This window comes from Streptomyces sp. BoleA5 (assembly GCF_000373665.1).
In the GTDB taxonomy this organism is placed as follows: Bacteria; Actinomycetota; Actinomycetes; order Streptomycetales; family Streptomycetaceae; genus Actinacidiphila.
Window position 1 is genome coordinate 209589 of record NZ_KB892155.1, and the last position, 25955, is coordinate 235543.

General features: G+C 72.6%; 14 protein-coding genes. 9 read left to right on the top strand and 5 right to left on the bottom strand.

What is annotated here, in order from left to right:
- The first annotated feature begins 75 nt into the window (after positions 1 to 75).
- The 3 genes from B085_RS0139385 to B085_RS45225 all read left to right on the top strand — a co-directional run bounded on the left by B085_RS0139385 (position 76) and on the right by B085_RS45225 (position 4605).
- Positions 76 to 1353, top strand: coding sequence for a carbohydrate ABC transporter permease (locus B085_RS0139385; protein WP_018564099.1), 1278 nt, complete (start codon positions 76 to 78; stop codon positions 1351 to 1353).
- Entirely contained in the window at positions 1350 to 2270 is a 921-nt protein-coding gene (locus tag B085_RS0139390; protein WP_018564100.1) for a carbohydrate ABC transporter permease, read from the top strand. Before B085_RS0139385 ends, B085_RS0139390 begins: the two co-directional genes overlap by 4 nt.
- Before the next feature lie 121 nt (positions 2271 to 2391).
- Entirely contained in the window at positions 2392 to 4605 is a 2214-nt protein-coding gene (locus B085_RS45225) for a bifunctional glycosyltransferase/CDP-glycerol:glycerophosphate glycerophosphotransferase (RefSeq protein WP_018564101.1), read from the top strand.
- Positions 4606 to 4609: 4 nt separating this feature from the next.
- Here the strand turns inward: B085_RS45225 and B085_RS0139400 are convergent, their stop codons facing one another.
- Positions 4610 to 6709 (bottom strand): bifunctional glycosyltransferase/CDP-glycerol:glycerophosphate glycerophosphotransferase, encoded by a 2100-nt coding sequence (locus B085_RS0139400; RefSeq protein WP_026251909.1) that lies wholly within the window; start codon positions 6707 to 6709, stop codon positions 4610 to 4612.
- Between the two features lie 87 nt (positions 6710 to 6796).
- Here B085_RS0139400 and B085_RS0139405 point away from each other — a divergent pair, with 87 nt between their 5' ends.
- The 3 genes from B085_RS0139405 to B085_RS0139415 all read left to right on the top strand — a co-directional run bounded on the left by B085_RS0139405 (position 6797) and on the right by B085_RS0139415 (position 14468).
- Complete coding sequence (locus B085_RS0139405; protein WP_018564103.1) at positions 6797 to 10531, top strand: CDP-glycerol glycerophosphotransferase family protein; 3735 nt, start codon at positions 6797 to 6799, stop codon at positions 10529 to 10531.
- Positions 10532 to 10548: 17 nt separating this feature from the next.
- Positions 10549 to 12834 (top strand): bifunctional glycosyltransferase/CDP-glycerol:glycerophosphate glycerophosphotransferase, encoded by a 2286-nt coding sequence (locus tag B085_RS0139410; protein WP_018564104.1) that lies wholly within the window; start codon positions 10549 to 10551, stop codon positions 12832 to 12834.
- Positions 12835 to 12944: 110 nt separating this feature from the next.
- Entirely contained in the window at positions 12945 to 14468 is a 1524-nt protein-coding gene (locus B085_RS0139415; RefSeq protein WP_018564105.1) for a hypothetical protein, read from the top strand.
- 72 nt (positions 14469 to 14540) lie between these two features.
- On the opposite strand, the gene B085_RS0139420 is transcribed toward B085_RS0139415, so the two are convergent.
- Positions 14541 to 19469 (bottom strand): NAD-glutamate dehydrogenase, encoded by a 4929-nt coding sequence (locus tag B085_RS0139420; protein ID WP_018564106.1) that lies wholly within the window; start codon positions 19467 to 19469, stop codon positions 14541 to 14543.
- Between the two features lie 307 nt (positions 19470 to 19776).
- Here B085_RS0139420 and B085_RS0139425 point away from each other — a divergent pair, with 307 nt between their 5' ends.
- Positions 19777 to 20343: a DJ-1/PfpI family protein gene (locus B085_RS0139425; RefSeq protein WP_018564107.1), complete on the top strand. Its 567-nt coding sequence runs from the start codon at positions 19777 to 19779 to the stop codon at positions 20341 to 20343.
- Positions 20344 to 20422: 79 nt separating this feature from the next.
- Here B085_RS0139425 and B085_RS0139430 read toward each other — a convergent pair whose 3' ends face one another.
- Together B085_RS0139430 and B085_RS0139435 are read right to left on the bottom strand one after the other, a co-directional pair.
- On the bottom strand, positions 20423 to 21079 hold the full coding sequence (locus B085_RS0139430; protein ID WP_018564108.1) for an HAD family hydrolase: 657 nt from the start codon (positions 21077 to 21079) through the stop codon (positions 20423 to 20425).
- Between the two features lie 81 nt (positions 21080 to 21160).
- On the bottom strand, positions 21161 to 21667 hold the full coding sequence (locus tag B085_RS0139435) for a DUF6912 family protein (RefSeq protein ID WP_018564109.1): 507 nt from the start codon (positions 21665 to 21667) through the stop codon (positions 21161 to 21163).
- 156 nt (positions 21668 to 21823) lie between these two features.
- Here B085_RS0139435 and B085_RS49870 point away from each other — a divergent pair, with 156 nt between their 5' ends.
- The gene (locus tag B085_RS49870; RefSeq protein ID WP_018564110.1) at positions 21824 to 22249 is read left to right on the top strand and encodes an Rv3235 family protein; all 426 of its coding nucleotides are present in this window, start codon (positions 21824 to 21826) and stop codon (positions 22247 to 22249) included.
- 105 nt (positions 22250 to 22354) lie between these two features.
- Here the strand turns inward: B085_RS49870 and secA are convergent, their stop codons facing one another.
- A complete protein-coding gene (secA, locus tag B085_RS0139445) occupies positions 22355 to 25147 on the bottom strand; it encodes a preprotein translocase subunit SecA (RefSeq protein ID WP_018564111.1) in 2793 nt (930 codons plus the stop codon).
- Positions 25148 to 25354: 207 nt separating this feature from the next.
- Here secA and B085_RS0139450 point away from each other — a divergent pair, with 207 nt between their 5' ends.
- A complete protein-coding gene (locus tag B085_RS0139450; protein WP_018564112.1) occupies positions 25355 to 25945 on the top strand; it encodes a GNAT family N-acetyltransferase in 591 nt (196 codons plus the stop codon).
- The last annotated feature ends 10 nt before the right edge of the window (positions 25946 to 25955 follow it).

Below are 25955 nucleotides of genomic sequence, written 5' to 3' on the forward strand. Positions count from 1 at the left end.
GCGATGGCGACGGCGGCCACGGCGAAGGGGCCGGCCGCTCACGGCGGCACGCCCTCCGCCGGGGGCAGGAGCGTCATGGGCACCCGGCGCTGGGTGGCGGGACTGTTCCTGCTGCCCGCGCTGGTGCTGCTGGGCGCGCTGGTGGTGTACCCCATCGGGTACACCACCTGGCGCAGCCTGTTCGACAAGGCGGGTTCGGGTTTCGTGGGCCTGCACAACTACGCCTCGGTCTTCAGCGACGACAGCACCCTGACGGCGCTGCGGAACACCGCGGTCTGGGTGGTCGTGGCGCCGGTGCTGGCCACGGCCCTCGGGCTGGTCTTCGCGGTGCTGACCGAACGGGTGAGCTGGGGCACCGCCTTCAAGCTGGTCGTCTTCATGCCGATGGCGATCTCGATGCTGGCGGCCGGGATCATCTTCCGGCTGGTGTACGAGCAGGACCCGGCGCGCGGCGCGGCCAACGCCGTCGTGGTCGGCGTCCACGACACCTTCGCCGAGTCCTCGGCGTACCCGGGGGCCCGGCCGCGGCCGAACGGCGCTCTGGCGGCGTCCGGCGGCGGCTCGTACACCACCCGGGACGCCGCCGGGGACGGGACGGCGGTGGGCCTGCCGCTGATCGGGGTCCCCGCCGCGAAGCTGCCCGCGGGCACCGCCGACGCCCGGCAGGCCGCCGCCGGGCCCGGGGTGACCGGCACCGTGTGGCTGGACTTCAAGCCGGGCGGGGGCGGCGAGCCCGGGATGATCGACGCCGGCGAGAAGGCGCTGGAGGGGGTGCGGGTCGAGGCCGTGCGGGAGGGACGGGTGGTGGCCTCCGCCACCTCCGGCGCCGACGGCACCTTCTCGCTGCCCGCCTCGGCGGACGGCGCCCGGCTGCGGCTTCCGGCCTCGAACTTCGCGGAGCCGTACAACGGTGTCGACTGGCTCGGCCCCACCCTGGTGACGCCCGCCATCATCGGGGCCTATCTGTGGATGTGGGCGGGCTTCGCCATGGTGCTCATCGCGGCGGGGCTGGCCGGGGTGCCGCGGGAGCTGATGGAGGCGGCGCGCATCGACGGCGCCAACGAGTGGCAGGTCTTCCGCAGGATCACCGTGCCGCTGCTGGCTCCGGTGCTGGTCGTGGTCGTCGTGACACTGATGATCAACGTGATGAAGATCTTCGACCTGGTCTACATCGTCGCCCCCGACACCTCGAAGGACGAGGCCAACGTGCTGGCCCTGCAGCTGTACCTGTCCTCCTTCGGGGCCGGCAACGACCAGGGCGTGGGCAGCGCGATCGGTGTGATCCTGCTGCTGCTGGTCGTCCCGGTCATGGTCTTCAACATCCGCCGACTGCGCAGGGAGGCCCGACGATGACGACCGTCGCAGGCACAGCGGAACCGGCGGAACCGGCCGAGGCGCGGGCCGTTCCGGCCGCCGCCCGGCAGTCCCTCGCCTCGCGGGTCGTGGCCCGCACCGGCGGCGGGGTGCTGAGGGTCCTCCTCGTGCTGGTGGCCCTGTTCTGGCTGATGCCGACCGTGGGGCTGCTGATCTCCTCCTTCCGGGGGCCGGTGGACATCGCCGACTCCGGCTGGTGGAAGGTGTTCACCGCGCCCTCGCAGCTGACCGTCACCAACTACCGGGAGCTGCTCGGCAATGACGCCGTCACCTCGTCGCTGGTCAACACCGCGCTGATCACGGTGCCGGCCACGGTGCTGGTGGTGGTGATCGGGGCGCTGGCGGGCTACGCCTTCGCCTGGATGGAGTTCCCGGGGCGGGACTGGCTGTTCCTCCTGGTGGTGGGGCTGCTGGTGGTGCCGGTACAGATCGCGCTCATCCCGGTGGCGAAGCTGTTCGGGGAGATCGGGATCTTCGGCGACATCATCGGCGTGGTGCTCTTCCACGTCGGTTTCGGCCTGCCGTTCGCCGTCTTCCTGCTGCGCAACTTCTTCGCGGAGATCCCGCGGGAGCTGCTGGAGGCGGCGCGGCTGGACGGCGCGGGCGAGCTGCGGCTGTTCGCCCGCGTGATCATGCCCCTGGGCGGCCCGGCGATCGCCTCGCTGGGCATCTTCCAGTTCCTGTGGGTGTGGAACGACATGCTGGTGGCGCTGATCTTCTCCAACACCGGCTCCCAGCCGGTCACGGTCGCGCTGCAGCAGCAGGTCCGGCAGTTCGGCAACAACATCGACGTCCTGGCGCCGGGGGCCTTCGTGTCGATGGTGGTCCCGCTGGTCGTCTTCTTCGCCTTCCAGCGCCAGTTCGTCTCCGGCGTCATGGCGGGCGCCGTGAAGTAGCCCCGCAGAGCACCGCAGGTCAGGAGGCAACACTCCGTCGCCGGACGGGTCGCCGTACGCGGCGCATGCCCGGGATATAACGGGCATACGCCGCGTAAGCCGACATTACGGATGTGCTGCCTTGCCCCGGTTCAGCGTCATCGTGCCCGTCCACAAGGTGCAGGCCTACCTGCACGAGTGCCTGGAGTCCGTGCTCGGGCAGAGCTTCTCGGACTTCGAGGTGATCGCCGTCGACGACCGCTCCCCCGACGCCAGCGGTGCCATCCTCGACGCCTTCGCGGCACGCGACCGCCGGGTGACCGTCCTGCACCTGAAGGAGAACGTGGGCCTCGGCCCGGCCCGCAACGCCGGAACGGCCCGGGCCACCGGGGACTACCTGCTCTTCCTCGACAGCGACGACACCCTCGCCCCCGGTTCCCTGCAGGCGCTCGCCGACCGCCTGAAGGAGACCGCCGAGCCGGACATGCTGGTCTACGACTACGCCCGCACCTACTGGGACGGCCGCGTCGTACGCAACCAGCGTGCCGCGCTGCTCGCCCAGGACGGCCGCCCCGCCGGGCCCCTCGACGACCGCCCCGAGCTGCTGCGGCTGCTGCCGGTCGCCTGGAACAAGGCCTACCGGCGCGAGTTCGTCCAGCGCTGCGACGCCGCCTTCCCGCCCGGCTGGTACGAGGACGTCGCCTGGACCTACCCCCTGCTGCTCGCCGCCCGCAGCATCGCGGTGCTCGACCGGGTCTGCGTGCTCTACCGGCAGCGCCGCCGGGGCAGCATCCTGCGCACCACCAGCAGCAGGCACTTCGACGTCTTCGACCAGTACGACCGGGTCTTCGCCTTCCTCGACCGCAACCCCGCCCTCGACGGCTGGCGGCCCGCCCTCTTCGGCCGGATGACCGACCACCTGCTGGCGGTCTACAACACACCGGGCCGGCTGCCCCGCTCGTCCCGCGGCCTGTACTTCCAGCGCTGCAGCCTCCACTTCCGCCGCTACCAGCCCCAGGAGCCCGGCCCCCGCCCGCACGGCGTCCCCGGCCGCACCCGGCGGCTGCTCGTACGGCTCGGCGCGCGGCAGGTCTTCGACGCCGTGCGCGCCGCCAACACGCTGCGCAGGAGGCTGCGGCGACTGGCGAAGGACACCGCCCGGGCGGCCCGGGAGGCGGGCCTGCGGCTGCACTACCGGATCCAGCGGCACCGCCCCCTCGACCCGGACCTCGCGGTCTTCGCGGCCTGCCGCTACGGCGGCTACGGCGGCGACCCCGCCGCCCTGGAGGCCGCCGTCCGCGACCTGGCGCCGCACCTGCGCACCGCGTGGATCACGACCCCGGCGTACGCGCACACCCTGCCGCGCGGCGTACGCCGGCTCCAGCCCGGCTCACCCGCCTACTGGACGGCGCTGGCGCGCGCCGCCTACCTGGTCAACGACGTCAACTTCCCGCACGCCTACCGCAAGCGGCGCGGCCAGGTGAACCTCCACACCCACCAGGGCACCCCGCTCGGTCGCACGGGCCTGGACCTCCAGGGGCACCCGGCCGCCTCGGCGGGCCGGGACTTCGCCCGGATGCTCGCCCACACCGACCGCTGGGACTTCTGCCTGTCCGCCAACCGGCACTCGACGGTGGTCTGGGAACGGGCCTACCCCGCCGGCTACACCACCCTGGAGCACGGCCGCCCCGGCAACGATGTCCTGCTGCGCGCCGACGCCGACGACGTACGGCGGATCCGCGCCGACCTCGGCATCCCGGCGGAGTCCACCGCGATCCTCTACGCCCCCGCCCACCGCGACTACCGGCGCGGCTTCCACCCGCCCGTCGACCTGGTCCGCCTCGCCCGCGAACTCGGCCCCGGCCATGTGGTGCTGTACCGCGCGCCGGACGGCCACGCCGGTACGGCCACACTGCCCGAGGGCCTGCCGGACACCGTGCTGGACGTCTCCGCCCACCCCTCGGTCCAGGAGCTGTGCCTGGCCGCGGACGCCCTGGTGACCGACTACTCCCCCCTGATGTTCGACTACGCCGGTCTCGACCGCCCCATCGTGGTCCACGCCGGGGACTGGACGGCCTACCGGGCCGCCCGCGGCACCTACTTCGACATCACCGCCGAAGCCCCCGGGCCGGTCGCCCGCAGCGAGGACGAGCTCCTGTCGATCCTCACCACCGACACCTGGCGCGGCCCCCGTTCCGCCCAGTTGCGGGCCGCGTTCCGGGCCCACTTCTGCCCGTACGACGACGGCCACGCCGCCGAGCGGGTCGTACGCCGCGTCTTCCTCGGCGAGGACGGCGGGGAGCCCGCCGTCCTCCCCCTGGAGCGCCGCACCCCCGCCCCGCCGGCCCGCCCCTGAGCCCTCAGCCCGGCGGCGGGGCGGGGGTGCGCTCGTCCGGCTTGAGGACGGGCAGCAGGTCGGGCTCGCCCAGCAGCACCCGCCGTACGACGCGTTCGGCGGCGCGGCCGTCGTCCCAGGGACAGAAGCGGGCCCGGAAGGCCGCCCGCAGCTCGGCGGCCCCGGGCGAGGACCACGCCCCGGAGCGGAAGGCGGTGGCGATCGCGGCCTCGTCGCGGGCGACGACGCCCGGGGTGTCGCCGGGGCGCCCGGAGACCAGGTCGAAGTAGACCCCGCGGGCGGCCCGGTAGACCTCCCAGTCGGCGCAGTGCACCACGATCGGGCGGTCCAGGCTCGCGTAGTCGAACATCAGCGACGAGTAGTCGGTGAGCAGGGCGTCGGAGGCCAGGCACAGCTCCTCCAGCGGCGTGTGCGCGGAGACGTCCAGGGCCCCCTCCGGCAGCGCCGCGGGGCCGGCCCCGGAGTGGAAGTAGTGCGCGCGGACCAGCACCAGGTACTCCCGCCCCAGTGCCCGGCACAGCCTGGCGAGGTCCAGCTGCGGGACGAACTCCCGCTGGTAGTCGCGGTGCGTGGGGGCGTACAGGATCGCCCTGACCCCGTCCGGGATGCCCAGCCGGGCCCGGATCCGCCGGACGTCGTCGGCGCCGGCCGTGAAGTAGGCGTCGTTGCGGGGGTATCCGGTGGGCAGCGTCAGATAGCCGCCGGGGTAGACCCGCTCCCAGATCTCGCTGGAGTGGGGGTTGGAGGACAGCGAGTAGTCCCACTGGTCCGCGTGGTCCAGCAGCCGGCGGAAGCTCATGCCCTTGGCCACCGCCGGGTGGGCGCGCAGGTCCATGCCCATGTGCTTGAGCGGGGTGCCGTGATGGGTCTGCAGGTAGACCTGGCCGGGGCGCTTGACGACCTCACCGGTGAAGTTGGCGTTGTTCACCAGGAAGCGGGCGCGGGCCAGCAGCTCCCAGTAGCGGCGCGAGTTCGCCTCCACCCGGTCGACGCCCTCGGGGACCGCGTCCTGCGCGCCGCGCCGGACCACCCACACCCCGTGCAGCTGCGGGGCCAGCTCGCGGGCCTTGCGGTAGATCGCGGCGGGACTGCACAGCACCCCCCGGTTCCAGTACGCCGCGTACACCACCAGGTGGTCGTCGAGCGGGCGCCGGCGCTCCAGGGCGTACCAGCCTCGGTACGCCTCGCGGGCGGCGGCGTTGCGGCGGGCGCGCAGCCGCCGGGCGGCGTGGGCGCGCAGCTCCGCGGCGCGGTGGGCGGCGAAGGTGCCGGGCAGCCCGGCGCGGCGGAAGAAGGCGGCGCGGTCCTGCGGGCGCAGCCGCCCGGGGTCGTCCAGGACGGCCGTGAGCCGCCGGTCCCGCTCGGCGCGCAGCACCGGCAGGTCGTGCCGGGCCAGCAGGGTGTCGTACCGGTCGGCCAGGGCGAGGTGCTGCGGGCCCGGCGTGCTGGAGAAGCTGCCGTGGCGGCGTCCGCGCCAGGTGACGCAGATCCGGTCCAGGCAGGCGATGCGCGGGGCGGCGAGCAGCATCTCGTACGCCACCGGGACGTCCTCGTACGGTCCGGAGCCGAAACCGAAGCCGGCCCAGTAGTCGCGCCGCACCACCCGGTTCCAGGCGGCGGGCAGGACCGTCAGGCACTCGGGTCGCTCGGTGGCCCGGAAGACGGCGTGCCCGGCCAGGGCGGCGGCGTGCAGGAAGGGCCCGTCCCCGCTCTCCGTGCGGTGCTCCCACACGTCGAGCCGGTCGTGGTCGAAGAGCAGGACCTCCGGGTCGCCGGTGGACCGCAGCCGTGCGTCCAGGGCGGCCAGGGCGCCGGGCGCGAGGAGGTCGTCGGCGTCGAGGAAGAGAAGGTAGTCGCCGCTGGCACGGGCCGCGCCGGCGTCCCGGGCCGGGCCCGCGCCGGCGTTGCGGGGCTGCCGCAGCGGGAGCACCCTGGGGTCGGCGGCGGCGACCTCCTCGACGACGGCGGCCGATCCGTCGGGCGAGCAGTCGTCGACCGCGATGAGCTCCAGGTCCGCGTACCGCTGCCCGAGCACCGACTCCAGGCACGCGCGGACGTAGCCCTGTGCCTTCCATACCGGGACGATCACGCTGAACCGAGGCATAGGGCCGAGGGTAAGCAGGACCGGCCCCCCGCGCCCGGTGGATCACCCGAAAGGCGCAGGCGAGGTGACCGAGGAGGCGGTCGCGAGTTGAACCGCACGCCCCTGTCGCCCTCGTCCGGAAAGGGCCACGTCACCATGGTGTCGCTCACGCCCCGCCTCACGGTCGTCGTTCCGGTCCACAACGTCGAGAGCTGGCTGGAGGAATGCCTGCGCTCGGTGGCCGCGCAGACCTTCGACGCGCTCGACGTGGTCATGGTCGACGACGGCTCCACCGACTCCGGTCCGCGGATCGCCCAGGACTTCGCCGACCGCGACCCCCGCTTCCGCCTCGTCCGGCAGGACAACGGCGGACTGGGCCACGCCCGCAACACCGGCACCCGGCACGCCGATCCGCGCACCGAGTACCTCTGCTTCCTGGACAGCGACGACATCGTGCCGCCGCGCGCCTACGAGAACCTGGTGGGGCTGCTGGACGGCTCCGGCTCGGACTTCGCGACCGGCAACGTGTGGCGGCTGACCGCCGACGGCCGCAGCCAGGCCTGGCAGCACCGGGACATGACCCGCACCGTCACCGGCACCCACATCACCCGGGACCTGAGCCTGCTGTCGGACCGGGTCGCCTGGAACAAGGTCTTCCGCCGCTCCTTCTGGGATCGGCACCGCCTCGCCTTCCCCGAGGGCGTGCTCTACGAGGACACCCCGCTCACCATCCCCGCGCACTTCCTCGCCGACGCCGTCGACGTGGCCCACGAACACGTGTACTACTGGCGGATCCGCGAGGGCTCCATCACCCGGCGCCGCACCGACGTCAAGGGCGTACGCGACCGGATCGCCGCCGTCGACCACGTCAGCCGCTTCCTCGGCGACCCGGCCCGCACCCGCTGGACCTCCTTCAAGCGGGCCTACGACCGCTCGGTCCTCACCGACGACCTGCTCTACTTCATCGACGCCCTCCCGATGGCCGGCCCCGAGTACCGGCGGGTCTTCATGGAGCGCTGCCGGGACTGGCTCACCCGGGTCGACCCCACCCTCTTCCCGGAACTGCCCGCCGGGCTGCGCATCAAGTGGCACCTGATTCTCAAGGACCGCCTCGACGACCTGCTGGCGGTGCTCGAGCACGAGCAGCGCAACTCCGCCGGCTTCGGCGTGGCCGGCCCGCCGCTGCGCAAGCGGGCGGTGCTGCGCCGGGCGGACGGCGGCCGGATCGCCCTGCCGGCCGCGGCGGCCCGGCTGCGGCGCGCGGACTTCCCCGTGCGGGCGCGGGTGCGCGAGGTGGTGCGGGAGAACGGCCGGCTCGTCCTGCGCGGCTACGCCTACCTGCGCAACATCGACGCGGACCGTAAGGGTGCCGCGCACATCACCGCCGTCGCCGTCCACGGCCACGGCCGCCGGGCGAAGGTGGTGCTGCTGCCGGTCAGGATCCGGCAGGAGCCGGCCGCGACCCTCAACTCGCGCCAGGAGGAACACTGCTACGACTGGTCGGGCTTCGAGATCACGATCGACCCGGCGCGGCTGACCACCGGCCGCCGCCAGGGCGAACCCCGGGCCGGCGGCCGCTGGCGGCTCGGGGTGGTCGTCGCGGCGAAGGGGGTCATCCGCAGGGCGGGGCTGCGGGCCGCGGACGCCGGCTCGGGGGCGTCCCCGCCGTCGTACGCGGCCGGCGGCGGCATGCGGCTCGTGCCGTACTACCGGCAGGGCCGGCTGCACCTGTCGGTGGAGCCGGAGGTGCGGCGGCTGTCCGCGCACCGGCCGTCCGCCGACGGCACCTCGGTGGAGCTGGACTTCACGGGCGCGCCACAGGCCACGGCGGTACGGCTGACCCACTCCGCGACGCCCACCGTTCTGGAGTACCCGCTGGAGCCCCTGGCCTCCGGGGAGGCGGACGACGGCGTCCGCCGGGCCCGCGTGCCCCTCGCCGACCTGGCGGGCGCCCGGCCCGCGCTGGACGCCGGGCCGAAGGAGATCCGTCCCGAGGACACCGACAGCTGGGACGTCGCCCTGCTGCGCCCCGGGCACGCCGACCCCGTCCACCTCGACGGAGCCCTGCCCGCCGGGCACTACGACCTGGGCACCGACCCCCGCCTCGGGGGGACGCCGCGGCGGCTGCTCGTGGAGGCGAAGGCGTCGGGGAAGCTGGTGCTGCGCGACCGCACCCCGCAGCCGTTGGCCGACGCCATCGGCTGGACCGCCGAGGGCGCCCTGGTCGTCGCCGGCCGCCTCGCCCCCGGCTCCGCGCCCGGCCCGGCCGAACTGGTGCTGCGGCACGGCACGCACCGCGTGGAGCACGCCGTCGCCGTCCAGGCCGACGGCGTACCGGGACGGCGGCCCGGCCTCCCGCCGCCGTCCAGCGCCATCCCGCCGCTGCCGCGTCCACCGGAGGAGGGGCCGGGCCCGCACGAGGGGCGCCGGTTCACCGCCACCCTGCGGCCCGGGACGCTGGAGTCCCTCGCCGGCACCGTCCCGCTGCCCGCCGGCCGCTGGTACCTGCACCTGCGCGACGGGGCCGGCACGGAAGCGGCGGTGCGGGTCGCGCCCGGGGTCTTCGAGGCGCTGCCGATGACGGCGGAAGCGGGCGGCAAGTCCTTCTCGGTGGACCGCCGCTTCCACGACCGGCTGTTCCTCGATGCCCGGTCCACGGTGCCCGAGCCGCAGCGCGGCCCGTACCGGCAGCGGGTGCTGCGCGAGAACCACCACCCCCGCACCCGAGGCCTGCCGCGCCGCGAGGCGGTGCTCTACAGCGCCTTCGACGGGCGGGCGTACGGGGACTCGCCGCGCGCCGTCCACGAGGAACTGCTGCGCCGCCGCGCGGCGGACGGCCTGGAGCACCTGTGGGTGGTCAGGGACGGCCAGGCTCCCCCGCCGGCGACCGCACGGCCCGTCGTGCTGCACAGCGCGGCCTGGTACGAGGCGCTCGCCCGCTGCCGCTACGTCGTCACCAACACGCACCTGCCGGCGTGGTTCGTGCGCCGTCCGGACCAGACCGTGCTGCAGACCTGGCACGGCACCCCCCTCAAGCGGACCGGCCGGGACCTCGCCGGGACCCTGTGCGCGGACCTGGTGCACCTGCCGCGCCCGCCGCGCGACCCGGGCGCCCAGTGGAGCCTGCTGCTGTCGCCGAACGCCCAGAGCACCCCGCTGCTGCGCGCCGCGCTCGGCTACGACGGCCCGGTCGCCGAGACGGGACTGCCCCGTACCGACGTGCTCTTCGCCGACGACCGCGACAAGGTCGCCGCCGCGCTGCGCGACCGGCTGCGGATCCCGAGGGACCGCACCGTCGTGCTGTACGCGCCGACGCGCCGCGACGACCTGGCGTACGACGCCGAGCACTACCGCATGTCGCCGTACCTGGACCTGGAGGAGGCCGAACGCGCCCTGGGCGCCGACCATGTGCTGCTCTTCCGCTCGCACCCCCTGGTCGCCGACCGCGTCCGCACCCCGCGCTCCGGGTTCGTGCGCGACGTGTCCTCCCACCCGGACGTGGCGGAGCTGCTGCTGGCCGCCGACGTCCTGGTCACCGACTACGCGTCACCGGCGGCCGACTTCGCCAACACCGGCCGCCCGATGCTCTTCCTCGTCCCCGACCTGGAGCACTTCCGCGACACCCTGCGCGGCTTCTACCCCGACTTCGAGGCCCAGGCCCCCGGCCCGCTCCTGCAGTCGACCGCCGAACTGGCGGGCGCGCTGCGCGACCTCGGCACCGTGGCACGGCACAGCGCCGACGCGTACGCCCACTTCCGCGCGACCTTCTGCCACCTCGACGACGGCGGTGCGGCGGCCCGCGCCGTCGACCGGCTGCTCGAACCCGACCGTCACCGCCCCTGAGGGAACCCAGGATCCACATGCCCCGCTTCTCCGTCATCGTCCCGGTCCACCAGGTGCAGGGCTATCTGCGTGCCTGCCTCGACTCGGTGCTGTCGCAGTCACTGCCCGACCTCGAGGTGATCGCGGTCGACGACCGCTCGCCGGACCACTGCGGCCGCATCCTCGACGAGTACGCGGCACGCGACTCGCGGGTGATCGCGCTGCACCACGAGGAGAACCAGGGCGTGGGGCGGGCCCGCAACACCGGCGCGGAGCGCGCCACGGGCGACTACCTGCTCTTCCTCGACGGCGACGACACCCTCGCCCCCGGCTCCCTGGAGGCGGTCGCCGAGCGGCTGAAGCAGGACGGCGATCCGGACATCCTCTACTTCGACCATGTGCGCACCTACTGGTGGGAGGCCGCCGAGAAGAGCGTCTTCGGGGGACTGCTCGCCTCGGCCGGCACCGATGTCTTCCGGATCACCGAACGCCCCGAGTTCCTGCGGCTGTTCGCGATCACCTCCAACCGCGTCTACCGCCGCGCCTTCTACGGGGAGCACGGATTCTCCTTCAGCGACGGCATCTACGAGGACGCCCTCGTCTCCTACAAGACGATGCTCAGCGCCGAGCGGATCTCCTGCCTGGCCCGGGTGGTGCTGGAGTACCGGCAGCGGCGCAGCGGCGCCAGCACCCGCAGCCCGGGCCGCAACCACTTCGTCATCCTCGACCAGTACACCCGGCTCTTCGAGTTCCTCGACGCGCCCGGCCGCGAGCACCTCGCGCCACTGCGGCCGATGCTGTTCGAACGGGCCGTCAGCCACTTCCTGTTCTGCCTCGGCAACCCCGACCGGATCCCGCCGCGGCTGCGCGGCGAGTTCTTCCGGCTCGCGGCCCGCTGGTACGCCCGCCACGTCCCGGAGGGCTTCGCACCGCCCGCCGACAAGGCCCTCGGCTACGCGCGGCTGGCCCGCGGCAGCTGGCTGCTGGCCCGCCTGGGAGACGTACCGCGCGGGGCCCGCAAGGAACTGACCCGGCGCAGGCGGTCGCTGCGCCGGCAGGTCACGCAGCGGGCCAAGGCCGCCCTGTACGCCTACCACCTGCGGCGGCCGCTCGACCCCAACCTCGCGGTGTACTCGGCGTACTGGGACCGCGGGGTGTTCTGCAACCCGGCCGCGATCTACCACAAGGCGCGGGAGATCGCCCCGGGCGTCCACGGGGTGTGGCTGGTCCGCAAGTCCGACGTGCCGCGGGTGCCCAAGGGCGTGGACTACGTGGTGCCGCGCACCCGGCGCTACTGGCGGCTGATGGCCCGGGCGACGTACCTGATCAGCAACGTCAACTTCCCCAACGACGTCCGCAAGCGGCCCGGCAGCGTCCACCTGCAGACCCACCACGGCACCCCGCTGAAGAAGATGGGCATCGACCAGCAGCGCTACCCCGCCTCGGCCAAGGGCATGAGCTTCCGCCGGCTGCTGGAACGGGTGGACCGCTGGGACTACAGCCTGTCCTCCAACCCGCACTCCAGCGAGATCTGGGAGCGCGTCTACCCCTCCTCCTGGCAGCACCTGGAGACCGGCTACCCGCGCAACGACGTCTTCCTGACGGCCGGCGCCGCCGAGGTCGCCCACGCCCGCGCGGCCCTGGGCATCGCTCCCGGGCGCACCGCGGTCCTGTACGCGCCGACGACCCGCGACTACCAGCGGAACTTCGTGCCGCGGCTGGACGTGGAGCGGGTGTGCCGGGCGCTCGGCGAGGACTTCGTCCTGCTGACCCGCATCCACTACTTCCACGGCGAGGACGCCCGGCTGAAGGCGCTGCACGAGGAGGGGCTGCTGGTCGACGTGTCCCGGCACCCATCGGTCGAGCAGCTGTGCCTGGCCGCCGACGCCCTCGTCACCGACTACTCGTCGATCATGTTCGACTACGCGCTCCTCGACCGTCCCATCGTCGTCCACGCCGACGACTGGCCGGTCTACCGGGCCAGCCGCGGCGTCTACTTCGACCTGCTGTCCGGCGCCCCGGGCGACACCCCAGGCGCGGTCTCCACCAGCGACGACGAGCTGATCGCGGCCTTCCGCGACGGCACCTGGAACAGCCCGGAGGCGGCCCGGCTGCGGGCCGCGTTCCGCCGCCGCTTCTGCGCCTTCGACGACGGCCGGGCCGCCGAGCGGGTCGTACGGCGGGTCTTCCTCGGCGAGACCGAGCCGCTGCCCGTCGTGCCCCTGGATGCCCGCGCCCCCGCACCGGCGCCGGCGCTCCTGGCCGGCGCCGCCCCGCCCGCGGAGCCGCGCTCCGGGCCGCAGGAGGCCGCCGCGCAGCCGTAGCGCAGCCCTGGCGACGCCCCATACGGGCCCCGCCGGGATGCAGCGGCGCCCCTCACGATCAAGCATCGAGGGGACGAGGTGGCGAGCGGACGAGGGCCGGGAGGGCTGCGGTGACCGGCGTGCTGACCCAGCGGGACTGGCGGACCCAGGCGTACGAGTTGCGGGACGCGCGCCGGCCCACGCCGTACCTGATCCTCGGCACCCTCTTCTGGGCGGTGGTGGCCTACCGCACCTGGCAGTCCCCCCTCGCCTCCGACTTCGGCCAGCACGCCGCCGCGATCGAGCGGATCGCCGCCGACTGGCTGCACCCGGCCAACCCGCTGCTCGACGTGCCGGGCACCGGCAGCCCCTACTTCACCCCGTACACCGTGGTGCTGGGGCTGCTGTCGAAGCTGACCGGCGTACCGGGCTGGCAACTGCTCAAGGGCTGCGGCCCGGTCAACCTGGCGCTGATCGTCACCGGCATCGGCGCCTTCACCCGGGAACTGAGCCGCCGGCGCTGGGCGCCGGTGCTGGCGCTCGCCGCGTTCGTGCTGCTGTGGGGGCCGCAGTACAAGGAGTGGAGCGGCTTCCTCGGCCTGCAGTCGATGATCAGGGGACTGACCTACCCCAGCGCCTTCGCCGTCGGCGTGACGTTCTGGGTGTGGGCGCTCACCGCGCGGGCGGCCCGGCGCGGCGTCGCGGGGACCTGGCTGCACGCCTGGCTCGGGCTGCTCGTCGGGACCGTGCTGCTGGTGCACCCCTTCACGGCGATGGGCACCGTCATCGGCGTGCTCGCCATCGTCATCGGCATGCAGCGCATGCCGGTCGCCGCCGGGGTCCTCGGCCGCTGGGCGCTGACCGGCGCGGTCGCCTTCGCCGTCGCCGCCTGGTGGCCCTACTTCAGCCTCTCCTCCCTCCTCGGCGACCCCACCGTCGACGACGTCCACCAGCGGCTGTACGCGAACCTGTGGCAGTGGTACGGCCTGGCCCTGGCCGGGCTGCCGGCCCTGCTGTACCGGCTGCGCGTCAACCGCTTCGACCCGCTGGTGCTGATGTTCGCCGCGGACTGCGCCGTCGCCGCCTACGGCTGGCTCAGCGGCTCCTACTCCTTCGGTCGGATCTTCGGGCTGCTGCTGGTGCCACTGCAGTTCGCGCTGGCGATCGAGCTGGCCGAGGCCCCGCCGTGGACCGGGCTGCGCCGCGTGCTGGCGCCGCTGGCGGCGGTCGCGGCCTGCGCGGGACTGCTCGCGCAGGCGGGCGCGGTCGTCCCGGCACGCTACGTCCCGCCCGCGCTGCACCTGCAGCGGCTGAGCACCTGGCCCAGCTACCTGTGGGCGCAGGAGCACATCGCCGCCGGCGACGTCCTCCTGACCGACGGGTACAACCCGACGCACGTCATGCCGGCCTACGGCGCGTTCCTCGTCTCACCGGCCTGGCCGGACCCGTCGACCACGGCGGCCGACCGCGAGCGCCGCGAGGCCGACGTACGCGCCTACCTGGCCCCCTCCACGCCCGTGGACCAGCGCCTGGACATCGCCCGCCGCTACCACGTGAAGTGGGTGATGACCGCGCCCGGCGAGCCCGCCCCGCCGGGAGGCGTCCAGGTCGCCCAGGGCCCGCGCACCGGTGAGCGGCTGTACCGGGTCGGCTGAGCCCCGCCACGCGGCAGGGGCCGGGGAGCGTGCTCCCCGGCCCCTGCCGTCGTCGTGTCGCGGTCGTACGCGTCAGCGGCGGGCGCGCAGCAGCGAGCGGATCGTCCGCATCGCCACCGACAGGTTCGCCAGGTCGAAGGTCTCCGAGCCCTGGATCTCGTCCAGGGTCGTCCTGGCACGCCCGATCAGCGCGCTGTTGGACTCCTCCCACGCCTGGTAGCGCTGCTCCGGGGTGGAGGAGCCGTTGCCGACGGACAGCACGTCCTGGGTGAGTGCGGCGTGCGCCGCGAACAGGTCCTCGCGGATCGACGCACGGGCCATGGAGTGCCAGCGGTCGGCGCGCGGCAGCTCGATGATCCGGTCGAGCAGCTGCGTGATCTGCAGCCGGTCGGCGAGGTCGTAGTAGACCTCGGCGACCGCCAGCGGGTCCTTGCCGGTCCGGTCGGCGACGTCGACGATGTCGAGCGTCGGGAAGGCCGAGGAGAGCCCGGCGACCCGCGTCGCCAGCTCCTCCGGCACGCCCGCGCCGGTCAGCTCGTCGTGGATCGACTCGTACCACTCCAGATCCGCGCCGCGCAGCAGCTTCGGCAGCACCGCCCACACCGTGGCGACGCCCTCGCGGAAGAAGTCGATCGTCTCGGCGATCGCCAGCGGCTGCGGCCGGTTGTTCAGCAGCCAGCGGGTGCCCCGCTCGACCAGCCGCCGCGAGTGCAGCCGGATCCGGGTCTGGACGTCCGCCGGCACGACCGTGTCGAGCGCCTCCACCTCGTCCCAGATGCCGCCCAGGGCGAAGATGGCGCGGGCCGCGGTGTGCGCCCGCACGATCTCCTCGGTGGTGGCCCCGGTCTCCTCCTTGAAGCGGTGCAGGAAGGTGGTGCCGCCGGTGTTGACGGTGTCGTTGACCAGCACCGTCGTCACGATCTCGCGCCGCAGCGCGTGTCCGTCGATCTGCCCCTGGAACCGCTCGTGCAGCGCCTTGGGGAAGTACGCGTCGAGCAGCTGCCGCAGGTACGGGTCGTCGGGCAGGCCGGTGCCGAGCAGCTCCTCCGCCACGGTGATCTTCGTGTAGGCCAGGAGGACGGCCATCTCCGGCAGGGTCAGGCCGTGACCGGCGTTCAGCCGCTCGCGGATCTGCCGGTCGGAGGGCAGGAACTCCAGGGCCCGGTCCAGCTTGCCCTCGCGGACCAGCTTGCGCAGGTAGCGCTGGTGGGCGTGGAGCAGGCTGGCGGACTGGGCCATGCCGTTGGCCAGGGCCACGTTCTGCGCGTAGTTGTTGCGCAGCACCAGGGAGCCGACCTCGTCGGTCATCTCGGCCAGCAGCGAGTTGCGCTGCTTGACCGTCATGTCGCCGTCGGCGACGACCGCGTTGACCAGGATCTTGATGTTGACCTCGTGGTCGGAGGCGTCCACACCGGCGCTGTTGTCGATCGCGTCGGTGTTGACCCGGCCGCCGGACTGGGCGAACTCGATCCGGCCGAGCTGGGTCAGGCCCAGGTTGCCGCCCTCGCCGACGACCTTGACGCGCAGCTCGCCGCCGTCCACACGGATCGCGTCGTTGGCCTTGTCGCCGACGTCCGGGTGGGTCTCGGTGGCGGCCTTCACATAGGTGCCGATGCCGCCGTTCCACAGCAGGTCCACCGGGGCCTTGAGGATCGCCCTCATCAGGTCGGCCGGGGTCATCTTCGCCACCGGCTGGTCGATGCCGAGCGCCTTGCGGATCTGCGGGGTCAGCGCGATCGCCTTGGCGCTGCGCGGGAAGACCCCGCCGCCGTGCGAGATCAGCTTGGTGTCGTAGTCCGCCCACGAGGAGCGCGGCAGCTCGAACATCCGGCGGCGCTCGGCGTACGAGGTCGCCGCGTCCGGCACGGGGTCGATGAAGATGTGCCGGTGGTCGAAGGCGGCGACCAGCCGGATGTGCTCGCTGAGCAGCATGCCGTTGCCGAAGACGTCACCGGACATGTCGCCGACGCCGACGACGGTGAAGTCCTCGCTCTGGGTGTCGTGGCCCATCTCGCGGAAGTGCCGCTTGACCGACTCCCACGCGCCGCGGGCGGTGATCCCCATCTTCTTGTGGTCGTAGCCGACCGAGCCGCCGGAGGCGAAGGCGTCGCCGAGCCAGAAGCCGTAGGAGGTGGCGACCTCGTTGGCGATGTCCGAGAAGGACGCGGTGCCCTTGTCCGCGGCGACCACCAGGTAGGTGTCGTCGCCGTCGTGGCGGACCACGTCGGCCGGCGGCACGACCTGGCCGCCGACCAGGTTGTCGGTGACGTCGAGCAGACCGGAGATGAACGTCTTGTAGGACGCGATGCCCTCCGCCAGCCACGCCTCGCGGTCGGCGGACGGGTCCGGCAGCTGCTTGGCGACGAAGCCGCCCTTGGCGCCGACCGGCACGATGACGGTGTTCTTCACCATCTGCGCCTTGACCAGGCCGAGGATCTCGGTACGGAAGTCCTCGCGCCGGTCGGACCAGCGCAGGCCGCCGCGGGCGACCTTGCCGAAGCGCAGGTGCACGCCCTCCACGCGCGGCGAGTACACCCAGATCTCGTACGCCGGGCGCGGCGCGGGCAGGTCCGGGATGGCCTGCGGGTCGAACTTCATCGACACGTAGGAGTGCGGCCTGCCGCCGTCGGCGCGCTGGAAGTAGTTGGTGCGCAGCGTCGCCTTGATCAGGGTCAGGAAGGAGCGCAGGATGCGGTCCTCGTCCAGGCTGGCGACCTGCTCCAGGGCGGCGTCCACCTCCTCCAGCAGGGCGTCGGTCAGCTCGCTGCCGGCCCGCTGGTGGTCCGGGGAGAGCCGGGCCTGGAAGAGGTTGACCAGCAGCCGGGTGGTGTGGACGTTGTTGCGGAGGGTGTCCTCCATGTAGTCCTGGGAGAAGGCCGTGCCGGCCTGCCGCAGGTACTTGGCGTACGCCCGCAGCACCATCGCCTGGCGCCAGGACAGGCCGGCGCGCAGCACCAGCGAGTTGAAGCCGTCGTTCTCGGCCTGCCCGGTCCAGGTCGCGGTGAAGGCGTCCTGGAAGCGCTCACGGGCGTCGTCGCCGAGGTCGCCGAGCGAGGGGTCGATGCGCAGCCCGAAGTCGTAGATCCAGGCGCGGGTGCCGTCGGCGCGGCGCAACTCGTACGGGCGCTCGTCGATGACCTCGACGCCCAGGCGCTGCAGTACGGGCAGCACCGCGGACAGCGAGACGGGGGCGCCGGTGCGGTAGATCTTGAATCGGCGCTCGTCGGGTGCGGCGCCGACCGGCTCGTACAGGCTGAGGCAGAAGTCCTCGCCGCCCAGCCGCTCCAGGTGCTGCAGGTCCGCGACGGCCGCGCGGGGCGTGAAGTCGGCGCGGTAGCCGTCGGGGAAGGCGTGCGCGTAGCGGCGGGTCAGCTCGGCCGCGCGCTCCTCGCCGCACTCCGAGGTCAGCGCCTCGGCGAAGCCGTCCGCCCAGGAGCGGGCCGCGTCGGCGAGCCGGTTCTCGATCCGCTCGACGTCGCGCTCGGTCAGGTGCGGCAGCGCGGTGCCGGACGCGACGCGGACCACGAAGTGCAGCCGGGAGAGGACCGACTCAGTGTTCCAGGCGGTGAAGTCGGCGGTGACGCCGTTCAGCTCCTCCTTGAGGATGTCCGTCAGCCGCAGCCGCACGCCCGTGGTGTAGCGGTCGCGGGGCAGGTAGACCAGCGCCGAGAAGTAGCGGCCGTACTCGTCCTGGCGCAGGAACAGCCGCAGCCGGCGGCGCTCCTGCAGGTAGAGCACGCTGGTGACGATCTCGCGCAGCTCGTCCGGCCCGGTCTGGAAGAGCTCGTCGCGCGGGTAGGTCTCCAGGATCTGCAGCAGGTCGCGGCCGTCGTGGCTGTCCGGCGAGAAGCCCGCGCCGTCCAGCACCTCCTGCACCTTGCGGCGGATCACCGGCACGCGGCGCACGGACTCGGTGTAGGCGGCCGAGGAGAACAGGCCGAGGAAGCGGCGCTCGCCGACGACGTTGCCGTCGGCGTCGAACTTCTTCACCCCGATGTAGTCGAGGTAGGACGGGCGGTGCACGGTGGAACGGCTGTTGGCCTTGGTGAGGATCAGCAGCTTGTGCTCGCGGGCCTTCTTGCGGGCGTCCGCGGGCAGCCGGTTGAAGGACGGCGAGACCGCCTGGCCGCTCTCGGACTCCTCCACGCGGTGCTGCGGGTCGGAGCGCAGGATGCCCAGGCCGGTGCCGGGGACGGCGGTGAGCACGTCCTCCTCGCCCTCGGGGGTGGTCTCCGTGGTCAGCGCGTACTCACGGTAGCCGAGGAAGGTGAAGTGGTCCTCGGAGAGCCAGCGCAGCAGCTCCCAGGCCTCGCCGACCTCCTGCTCGGGCAGCGCGGGCGGGGTCGCGGCCAGCTCGTCGGCGATGCGCAGCGCGGCGTCGCGCATCTTCTGCCAGTCCTCGACGGTCTCGCGGACGTCGGACAGGACCCGGCGCAGGTCCGCGGTGATCTGCTTCAGGTCGTCGCGGTCGGTCTCGCGGTCGATCTCCACGTGGATCCAGGACTCGACCAGCACGTCGTGCGGCACACCGGAGGCGTCGCCCGGCGCGGCGTCCAGCACCTCCAGCAGCTTCCCGGTCACGTCACGGCGCACCAGCATCTGCGGGTGGACGACGACGTGGATCGCGCGGTCCTGACGGGACAGCTCGTTGGTGACGGAGTCGACCAGGAACGGCATGTCGTCGGTGACCACCTCGACGACGGTGTGGCTGCACGTCCAGCCGTTCTCCTCCACCGAGGGGGTGTGCACGCGGACGTTGGCCGTCCCCTGCGGGCGCACCTCGGCGAGACGGTGGTGGGACACGGCGGCGCCGAAGACGTCCACCGGGTCGCGGTCGAGCAGGTCCTCCGGGGCGCTGTGCAGGTAGTAGCGCTGAAGGAAGGCTCCCAGCGCCTCCTTCTCGAGGCCCTGGCCAGGTTGTCCCCCCGCCGGGCTGTTCTCAGCTACCCGGGCCGCCCGTGCGAGCAGCTCGGCCTTTGCTTCGTCCAGCTTGGTCTGCATGTCCTCATGCTCCTGTCGCGCGCCATTGCGTGACGTAGGTGATGGTGATCGATGGATCAGCGCTGATCACGCTGTAAGGCTATCGCTACGGCCGGGGGGGCTGTCAGGGGCTCTTTGTGTACAAAACCACGAACCAATCTTTGACGAACTGGACAGTCCGGCCGGGCGGGTGCAGGTTGAGGAGGGGAGCGTCACGGAGATGTACCAGGACGTTCACACGGCATCGGCGCGGAACGGCGGACGGCAGCAGCACGCAGCGGACGGACAGCAGACGGACAGCAGACGGCGAGAGGCGGGACACCCAGCCATGGCCACCAAGATCCTGATCGTGACCGGCGACGCGGCGGAATCGCTGGAAGTCATGTACCCCTACCAACGGCTCCTCGAAGAGGGGTACGAGGTGCACATCGCGGCCCCCAGCCGCAAGAAGCTCAGGTTCGTCGTCCACGACTTCGAGGACGGCTTCGACACCTACACCGAGAAGCCCGGCTACACCTGGCCGGCCGACCTGTCCTTCGCGGACGTCGAGCCCGGCGAGTACGCGGCCCTGGTCGTCCCCGGCGGGCGCGCTCCCGAGTACCTGCGCAACGACCCTGAGCTGCGCAAGGTCCTCAAGGCGTTCTTCGACGCCGACAAGCCCGTCGCGCAGATCTGCCACGGCCCCCTGCTGACGGCCGCCGTGGGCGCCCTCAGCGGGCGCCGCGTCACCGCCTACCCGGCGCTGGAGATGGACATGGAGGCGGCCGGCGCAAGCTTCCAGGACTCCGAGGCCGTCGTCGACGGCGTCGTGGTCTCCTCGCGTGCCTGGCCGGACCACCCGGCGTGGATGCGCGAGTTCCTCACCGTGCTGCGCTCCAAGGCGCCGGTGGCCTGACGGCCGGTGCCCGAGTCCCCGGCGGGGCCCGGGCAGCCGGGCGAACGGCGATCGGTCGGACGGCCGCCGTGGGCCGGGCTCAGGCGGCGACCAGGGCCTCGGCGGTCTCCACGGCCTGCTCCAGGGTGTCCACCACGGGCACCCCCGCGGTCTCCAGGCTGGCCCGGCTGTGCGAGCCGCCGGTGTAGAGCACCGCCATGGCCCCGACGTGGCGGGCGGCCACGGCGTCGTCGACGGCGTCGCCGATGACCACCATGCGGTCCGCCGCTATGCCCTCCATCGCCGCGACGTGCCGCGCCATCTGCTCGGACTTGCCGCTGTGGCTGCCCTGGGTGCGGCCGTCCACCCGAAGGAAGTGGTTCTCGATGCCGTGCGTGCGCAGGATCGGTATCAGCCGATCGTGGGGCGCCAGGGAGCACAGCGACTGCGTCAGCCCCTCGTAGCGGCGCCGCGCCAGGATCTCCGCCGCCCCCTCGGCGAGGCCGCACGTACCGGCGAGGGTCCAGTAGTGGCGATGGAAGATGTCGTCCATCACCTCCCACTCCTCGTCGGTGGGCAGCCGGCCCATGAGCCGCTCGTAGAACAGGGGCACCGGCACGCAGTACAGCTCGCGGTAACGCTCCAGCGTGATCCGCGGCAGCCCGATCTCGGCGAAGGAGGCGTTGGTCGCCTCGATCACCGCGTCGATGTCATGGAGCAGCGTGCCGTTCCAGTCCCACACGAGATGCGCGTTCACACCCGAAACCGTACCCAGACCCCATGTCCTCAAGGCAAGTGCCCAGGTCAAATCCACTCACGGCGTGTTCGCGCGGTCACCTCACGCAATGAGCGAGGTGATCTCCTGAGTGGCGTACCAGAGCAGCTCGTGGTCCTCGGCTCCGTCGACGGTGAAGCGGGCGTCGTCGTCGCCCGCGTCGGCCGCGCCGAGGGCGTCGGCGGCCGCCGTGACGTCCTGCTCGGCGTCGTCGGCGTCGGCGTGGACGGCGGCCGCCCTCGTCATCGGCACGGGTGCGGCCAGCCGCACCGCGCCCAGCGCCGAGGGGTCCAGGCCGCGGTCGGGGTCGAAGGCGACGGCGGCGTCGGCGACGTCCACCGCGACCACCACGCGGCGCCTGGGCGCGTCCGGGGTGGCGGCCAGCTGGCGCAGGGAGGCCTGGGCGGCGCGCGTCAGCGCGGCGTACTCCAGTTCCTCGATGTCGTCGGAGACGTACCACTCGCGCAGGCTCGGGGTGACGGCGAAGGCGTCCAGCGGGGCGGGGCCCAGCTCACCCGCCTTGTGCGCCTCGGCCAGGCCTGGGAGGGTCGTGGGGATGTAGACGCGCATGGCGTCAGCATACGGGCGCACCACCCCTGATAGGTGAATCCCGCACCGCCTCCCGGACATCGCCGGCCCGGCTTCCCCCGGCCGCACCCGTCACCGTAGAACCCGGTTACCAGTCGGTAGACCACGGGGGTCCACACCATGCCTGTCCTCACGCCCATGCCCGCGTCCGCGCCGGCGCCCTCACCGGCGCGGCACGTCACCGCCCTGCCGCCGCACGTCTGGTTCGCCGGGCGGCTGCTGGAGGTCCTCACCGGACGACGGCCCATCACCACCCTCGCCGGACGGATGCGGCCCGAGGCCTACGACCGGCTCTGGGACCTGGTGGGAGCCCGCGCCGACTGGCGCTACGTCTCCCGCGGCCACCTGCCGCGGCTGCTGGGGCCGCCGCACGTCTCCCCCGTCCTCGACGGCGCGGCCGTCGAGGTCAGCGCCGTCGTCCTGCTCACCCCGCACGTCGCACGCGCCCTCGCCTTCCGGCTGGAGCGCGCGGGCCGCGAGGCACCGGCAGCGGCACCGGGACGTGAAGGGCCGGCACGCGCCGGCACCGCCGGCTGGCGCTGCTCCGCCGTCGAGGCGCACTGACCCCGCCGGAGCGCGAGCCGGGGCCGGCGCCGGGACACGCGCCGGGGCCTGGACACGCGCCGGGGCCGGACCCCGTCAGGAGTCCGGCCCCGGAACGCGTGAACGCTACTTCTTGCGGCGCCGGCCGCCCTTGGCCGCGCGGCGGCGCTCCGCCCGCGTCAGGCCGTCCGACTCCGCGCCCGCGTCGCTCTCGAAGTCGCCCTCGACGACACCGCCCTCGCCGTCCACCGTGGGAGCGGAGAAGTGCAGCCGGTCGGCCCGCTTCGGGGCCTCCAGGCCCTTGGCCCGGATCTCCGGACGGGCGTCCTGCTTGACCAGCGTCGGAGCCGCGTCCTGCGGGCCGCCGGCGTCCACCGGCACCTCCTCGACCTGCTGCTCGACCTGGACCTCCAGGTTGAACAGGTAGCCGACGGACTCCTCCTTGATGCCGTCCATCATGGCCTTGAACATGTCGTAGCCCTCGCGCTGGTACTCCACCAGCGGGTCGCGCTGCGCCATCGCCCGCAGGCCGATGCCCTCCTGCAGGTAGTCCATCTCGTACAGGTGCTCACGCCACTTGCGGTCCAGCACCGACAGCACCACGCGCCGCTCCAGCTCGCGCATGATCTCCGAGCCGAGCTGCTGCTCCCGCCCGTCGTACTGCTCGTGGATGTCGTCCTTGACCATCTCCGCGATGAAGTCCGCGGTGATGCCCGCCCGGTCGCCCGCGGCGTCCTCCAGGTCCTCCACGGTCACCGTGACCGGGTAGAGCTGCTTGAAAGCACCCCACAGCCGGTCCAGGTCCCAGTCCTCGGCGAAGCCCTCGGCGGTCTCGATCGCGATGTAGTCGTCGATCGTGTCGTCCATGAAGTGCTGCACCTGCTCGTGCAGGTCCTCGCCCTCCAGGACGCGGCGGCGCTCGCCGTAGATGACCTCGCGCTGCCGGTTGAGCACCTCGTCGTACTTCAGGACGTTCTTGCGGATCTCGAAGTTCTGCTGCTCGACCTGCGACTGGGCGGAGGCGATGGCGCGGGTCACCATCTTGTTCTCGATCGGCACGTCGTCGGGAACGTTGGCCATCGCCATCACGCGCTCCACCATCTGCGCCTTGAACAGGCGCATCAGGTCGTCACCGAGGGAGAGGTAGAAGCGGGACTCGCCCGGGTCGCCCTGACGGCCGCTGCGGCCGCGCAGCTGGTTGTCGATGCGCCGCGACTCGTGGCGCTCGGTGCCCAGCACATAGAGGCCGCCGAGTTCCTTGACCTCCTCGAACTCGGCCTTGACCGCCGCCTCGGCGCGCTCCAGCGCCTCCGGCAGGGCCGCCGCCCACTCCTCGACGTGCTCCACCGGGTCCAGGCCGCGCTGCCGCAGCTCCGCCTCGGCCAGGTCGTCCGGGTTGCCGCCCAGCTTGATGTCCGTACCGCGGCCGGCCATGTTGGTGGCCACCGTGACGGCGCCCTTGCGGCCGGCCTGCGCGACGATCGAGGCCTCGCGCTCGTGCTGCTTGGCGTTCAGCACCTCGTGCGGGACGCCGCGCTTGTTCAGCTGCTGCGACAGGTACTCGGACTTCTCGACCGAGGTGGTGCCGACCAGGACCGGCTGGCCCTTCTCGTGCTTCTCGACGATGTCGTCGACGACCGCGGCGAACTTCGCCTCCTCGGTGCGGTAGATCAGGTCCGCCCGGTCCTTGCGCTGCACGGACCGGTTGGTCGGGATCGGGACCACGCCGAGCTTGTAGATCTGGTGGAACTCCGCGGCCTCGGTCATCGCCGTACCGGTCATGCCCGAGAGCTTGGAGTACAGGCGGAAGAAGTTCTGGAGGGTGATCGTGGCGAGCGTCTGGTTCTCGTCCTTGATGTCCACCCCCTCCTTCGCCTCGATCGCCTGGTGCATGCCCTCGTTGTAGCGGCGGCCGGCCAGGATACGGCCGGTGTGCTCGTCGACGATCATGACTTCGCCGTCCATGACGACGTAGTCCTTGTCCTTCTTGTAGAGCTCCTTGGCCTTGATGGCGTTGTTCAGGTAGCCCACCAGCGGGGTGTTCACCGACTCGTAGAGGTTGTCGATGCCCAGCCAGTCCTCGACCTTGGACACGCCGGCCTCGTGGATGGCGACGGTGCGCTTCTTCTCGTCGAAGTCGTAGTCGCCGGTCTCGGCCTTGCCCATGCTGCCGGCCTCGCCGGCCTTCAGGCGGGTCACCAGGCGGGCGAAGTCCGAGTACCACTTCGTGGCCTGGTCCGCCGGGCCCGAGATGATCAGCGGGGTACGGGCCTCGTCGATGAGGATCGAGTCGACCTCGTCCACCACCGCGAAGTTGTGACCGCGCTGCACCAGTTCGTCCTTCGACCACGCCATGTTGTCGCGCAGGTAGTCGAAGCCGAACTCGTTGTTCGTGCCGTAGGTGATGTCACAGGCGTACTGCTCGCGGCGCTGCGCCGGGGTCATGTTCGCCAGGATGCAACCGACCTCCAGGCCCAGGAAGCGGTGCACCCGGCCCATCCACTCCGAGTCGCGCTCGGCGAGGTAGTCGTTGGTGGTGATCAGGTGCACGCCCTTGCCGGACAGCGCGTTCAGATACGTCGGCAGCGTACCGACCAGGGTCTTGCCCTCGCCGGTGCGCATCTCGGCGACATAACCGAGGTGCAGCGCCGCACCACCCATGATCTGGACGTCGTAATGCCGCTGACCCAGGACGCGCTTGGCTGCCTCGCGGACGGTGGCGAACGCCTCGGGGAGCAGGTCGTCCAGGCTCTCGCCGTCGGCGTAGCGCTCCTTGTACTCGTCCGTGAGGGCCCTCAGCTCGGCGTCCGTCAGATCGACGAAGTCCTCTTCAATGGAATTGACCTGGTCCGCGATGCGGTGCAGCTTGCGCAGGATCTTGCCTTCGCCTGCACGCAGGATCTTGTTGAGGACGGACACGTAGGCTGGCTCCTTGCCGGTCGGGCCTGGCACGGTTTCTCGCGCTGGCACAGCAGGTCACACCCCGCTGCAACGGCCATCGTAAGCGAGGACCCCAGCGGGCCGGGAGGTCCGTCGCCAAGCCGGGCGGTTCTCCCTGTCGATCGCGGCCCCGATCCGGTCTTTTCCGGTCGAGACCGCACCCCCCGCTCGGGGATACTCCGACCCATGGAGCCGATAACCCTCACCACCGACCGTCTCGTCCTGCGCCCCTTCGGACCGGACGACGCCGAGGCCGTCCGCATCGCCTGCCAGGACCCGGAGATCCCCCGCTGGACACCCGTGCCCTCCCCGTACACCCACGAGCACGCGCAGGAGTTCGTCGCCCGGACCTGCCCCGACGGCTGGCGCGACGACACCGTCTACAACTTCGCCGTCACCACGCGCGACGAGGGACGCCTGGTGGGTGCCATGGGGCTGGTGCGGCTCGCCCAGCTGAACACCGCCGAACGGCAGGCCGAACTCGGCTACTGGACCGCCAAGGAACAGCGCGGCCGCGGCCTCACCGCCGAGGCCGCCCGCGCCGTCGCCCACTGGGCCTTCGAGGGACTCGGTGTGGAACGCCTGGAGTGGTACGCCGAGGCCGGCAACGCCGGCTCCCGCGCCGTCGCCCTCAAGGCCGGCTTCCGGATGGAGGGCACCATGCGCGGCAAGATCGTCCACCAGGGCACCCGCCGCGACGCGTGGATCGGCTCCCTGCTCCCCTCCGACCTCGGCCTGACCGGCGGGGCCGCCTACCTCCCGTACCAGGGCGCATGACCGGGCCGGC

What these genes read in the sequence shown, in the direction of transcription:
- B085_RS0139385 (WP_018564099.1), top strand. Translation starts at nt 76, where the DNA reads ATGGGCACCCGGCGCTGGGTGGCGGGACTGTTCCTGCTGCCCGCGCTG.
- B085_RS0139390 (WP_018564100.1), top strand. Translation starts at nt 1,350, where the DNA reads ATGACGACCGTCGCAGGCACAGCGGAACCGGCGGAACCGGCCGAGGCG.
- B085_RS0139400 (WP_026251909.1), bottom strand. Translation starts at nt 6,709, where the DNA reads ATGCCTCGGTTCAGCGTGATCGTCCCGGTATGGAAGGCACAGGGCTAC.
- B085_RS0139410 (WP_018564104.1), top strand. Translation starts at nt 10,549, where the DNA reads ATGCCCCGCTTCTCCGTCATCGTCCCGGTCCACCAGGTGCAGGGCTAT.
- B085_RS0139420 (WP_018564106.1), bottom strand. Translation starts at nt 19,469, where the DNA reads ATGCAGACCAAGCTGGACGAAGCAAAGGCCGAGCTGCTCGCACGGGCG.
- B085_RS0139425 (WP_018564107.1), top strand. Translation starts at nt 19,777, where the DNA reads ATGGCCACCAAGATCCTGATCGTGACCGGCGACGCGGCGGAATCGCTG.
- B085_RS0139435 (WP_018564109.1), bottom strand. Translation starts at nt 21,667, where the DNA reads ATGCGCGTCTACATCCCCACGACCCTCCCAGGCCTGGCCGAGGCGCAC.
- B085_RS49870 (WP_018564110.1), top strand. Translation starts at nt 21,824, where the DNA reads ATGCCCGCGTCCGCGCCGGCGCCCTCACCGGCGCGGCACGTCACCGCC.
- B085_RS0139450 (WP_018564112.1), top strand. Translation starts at nt 25,355, where the DNA reads ATGGAGCCGATAACCCTCACCACCGACCGTCTCGTCCTGCGCCCCTTC.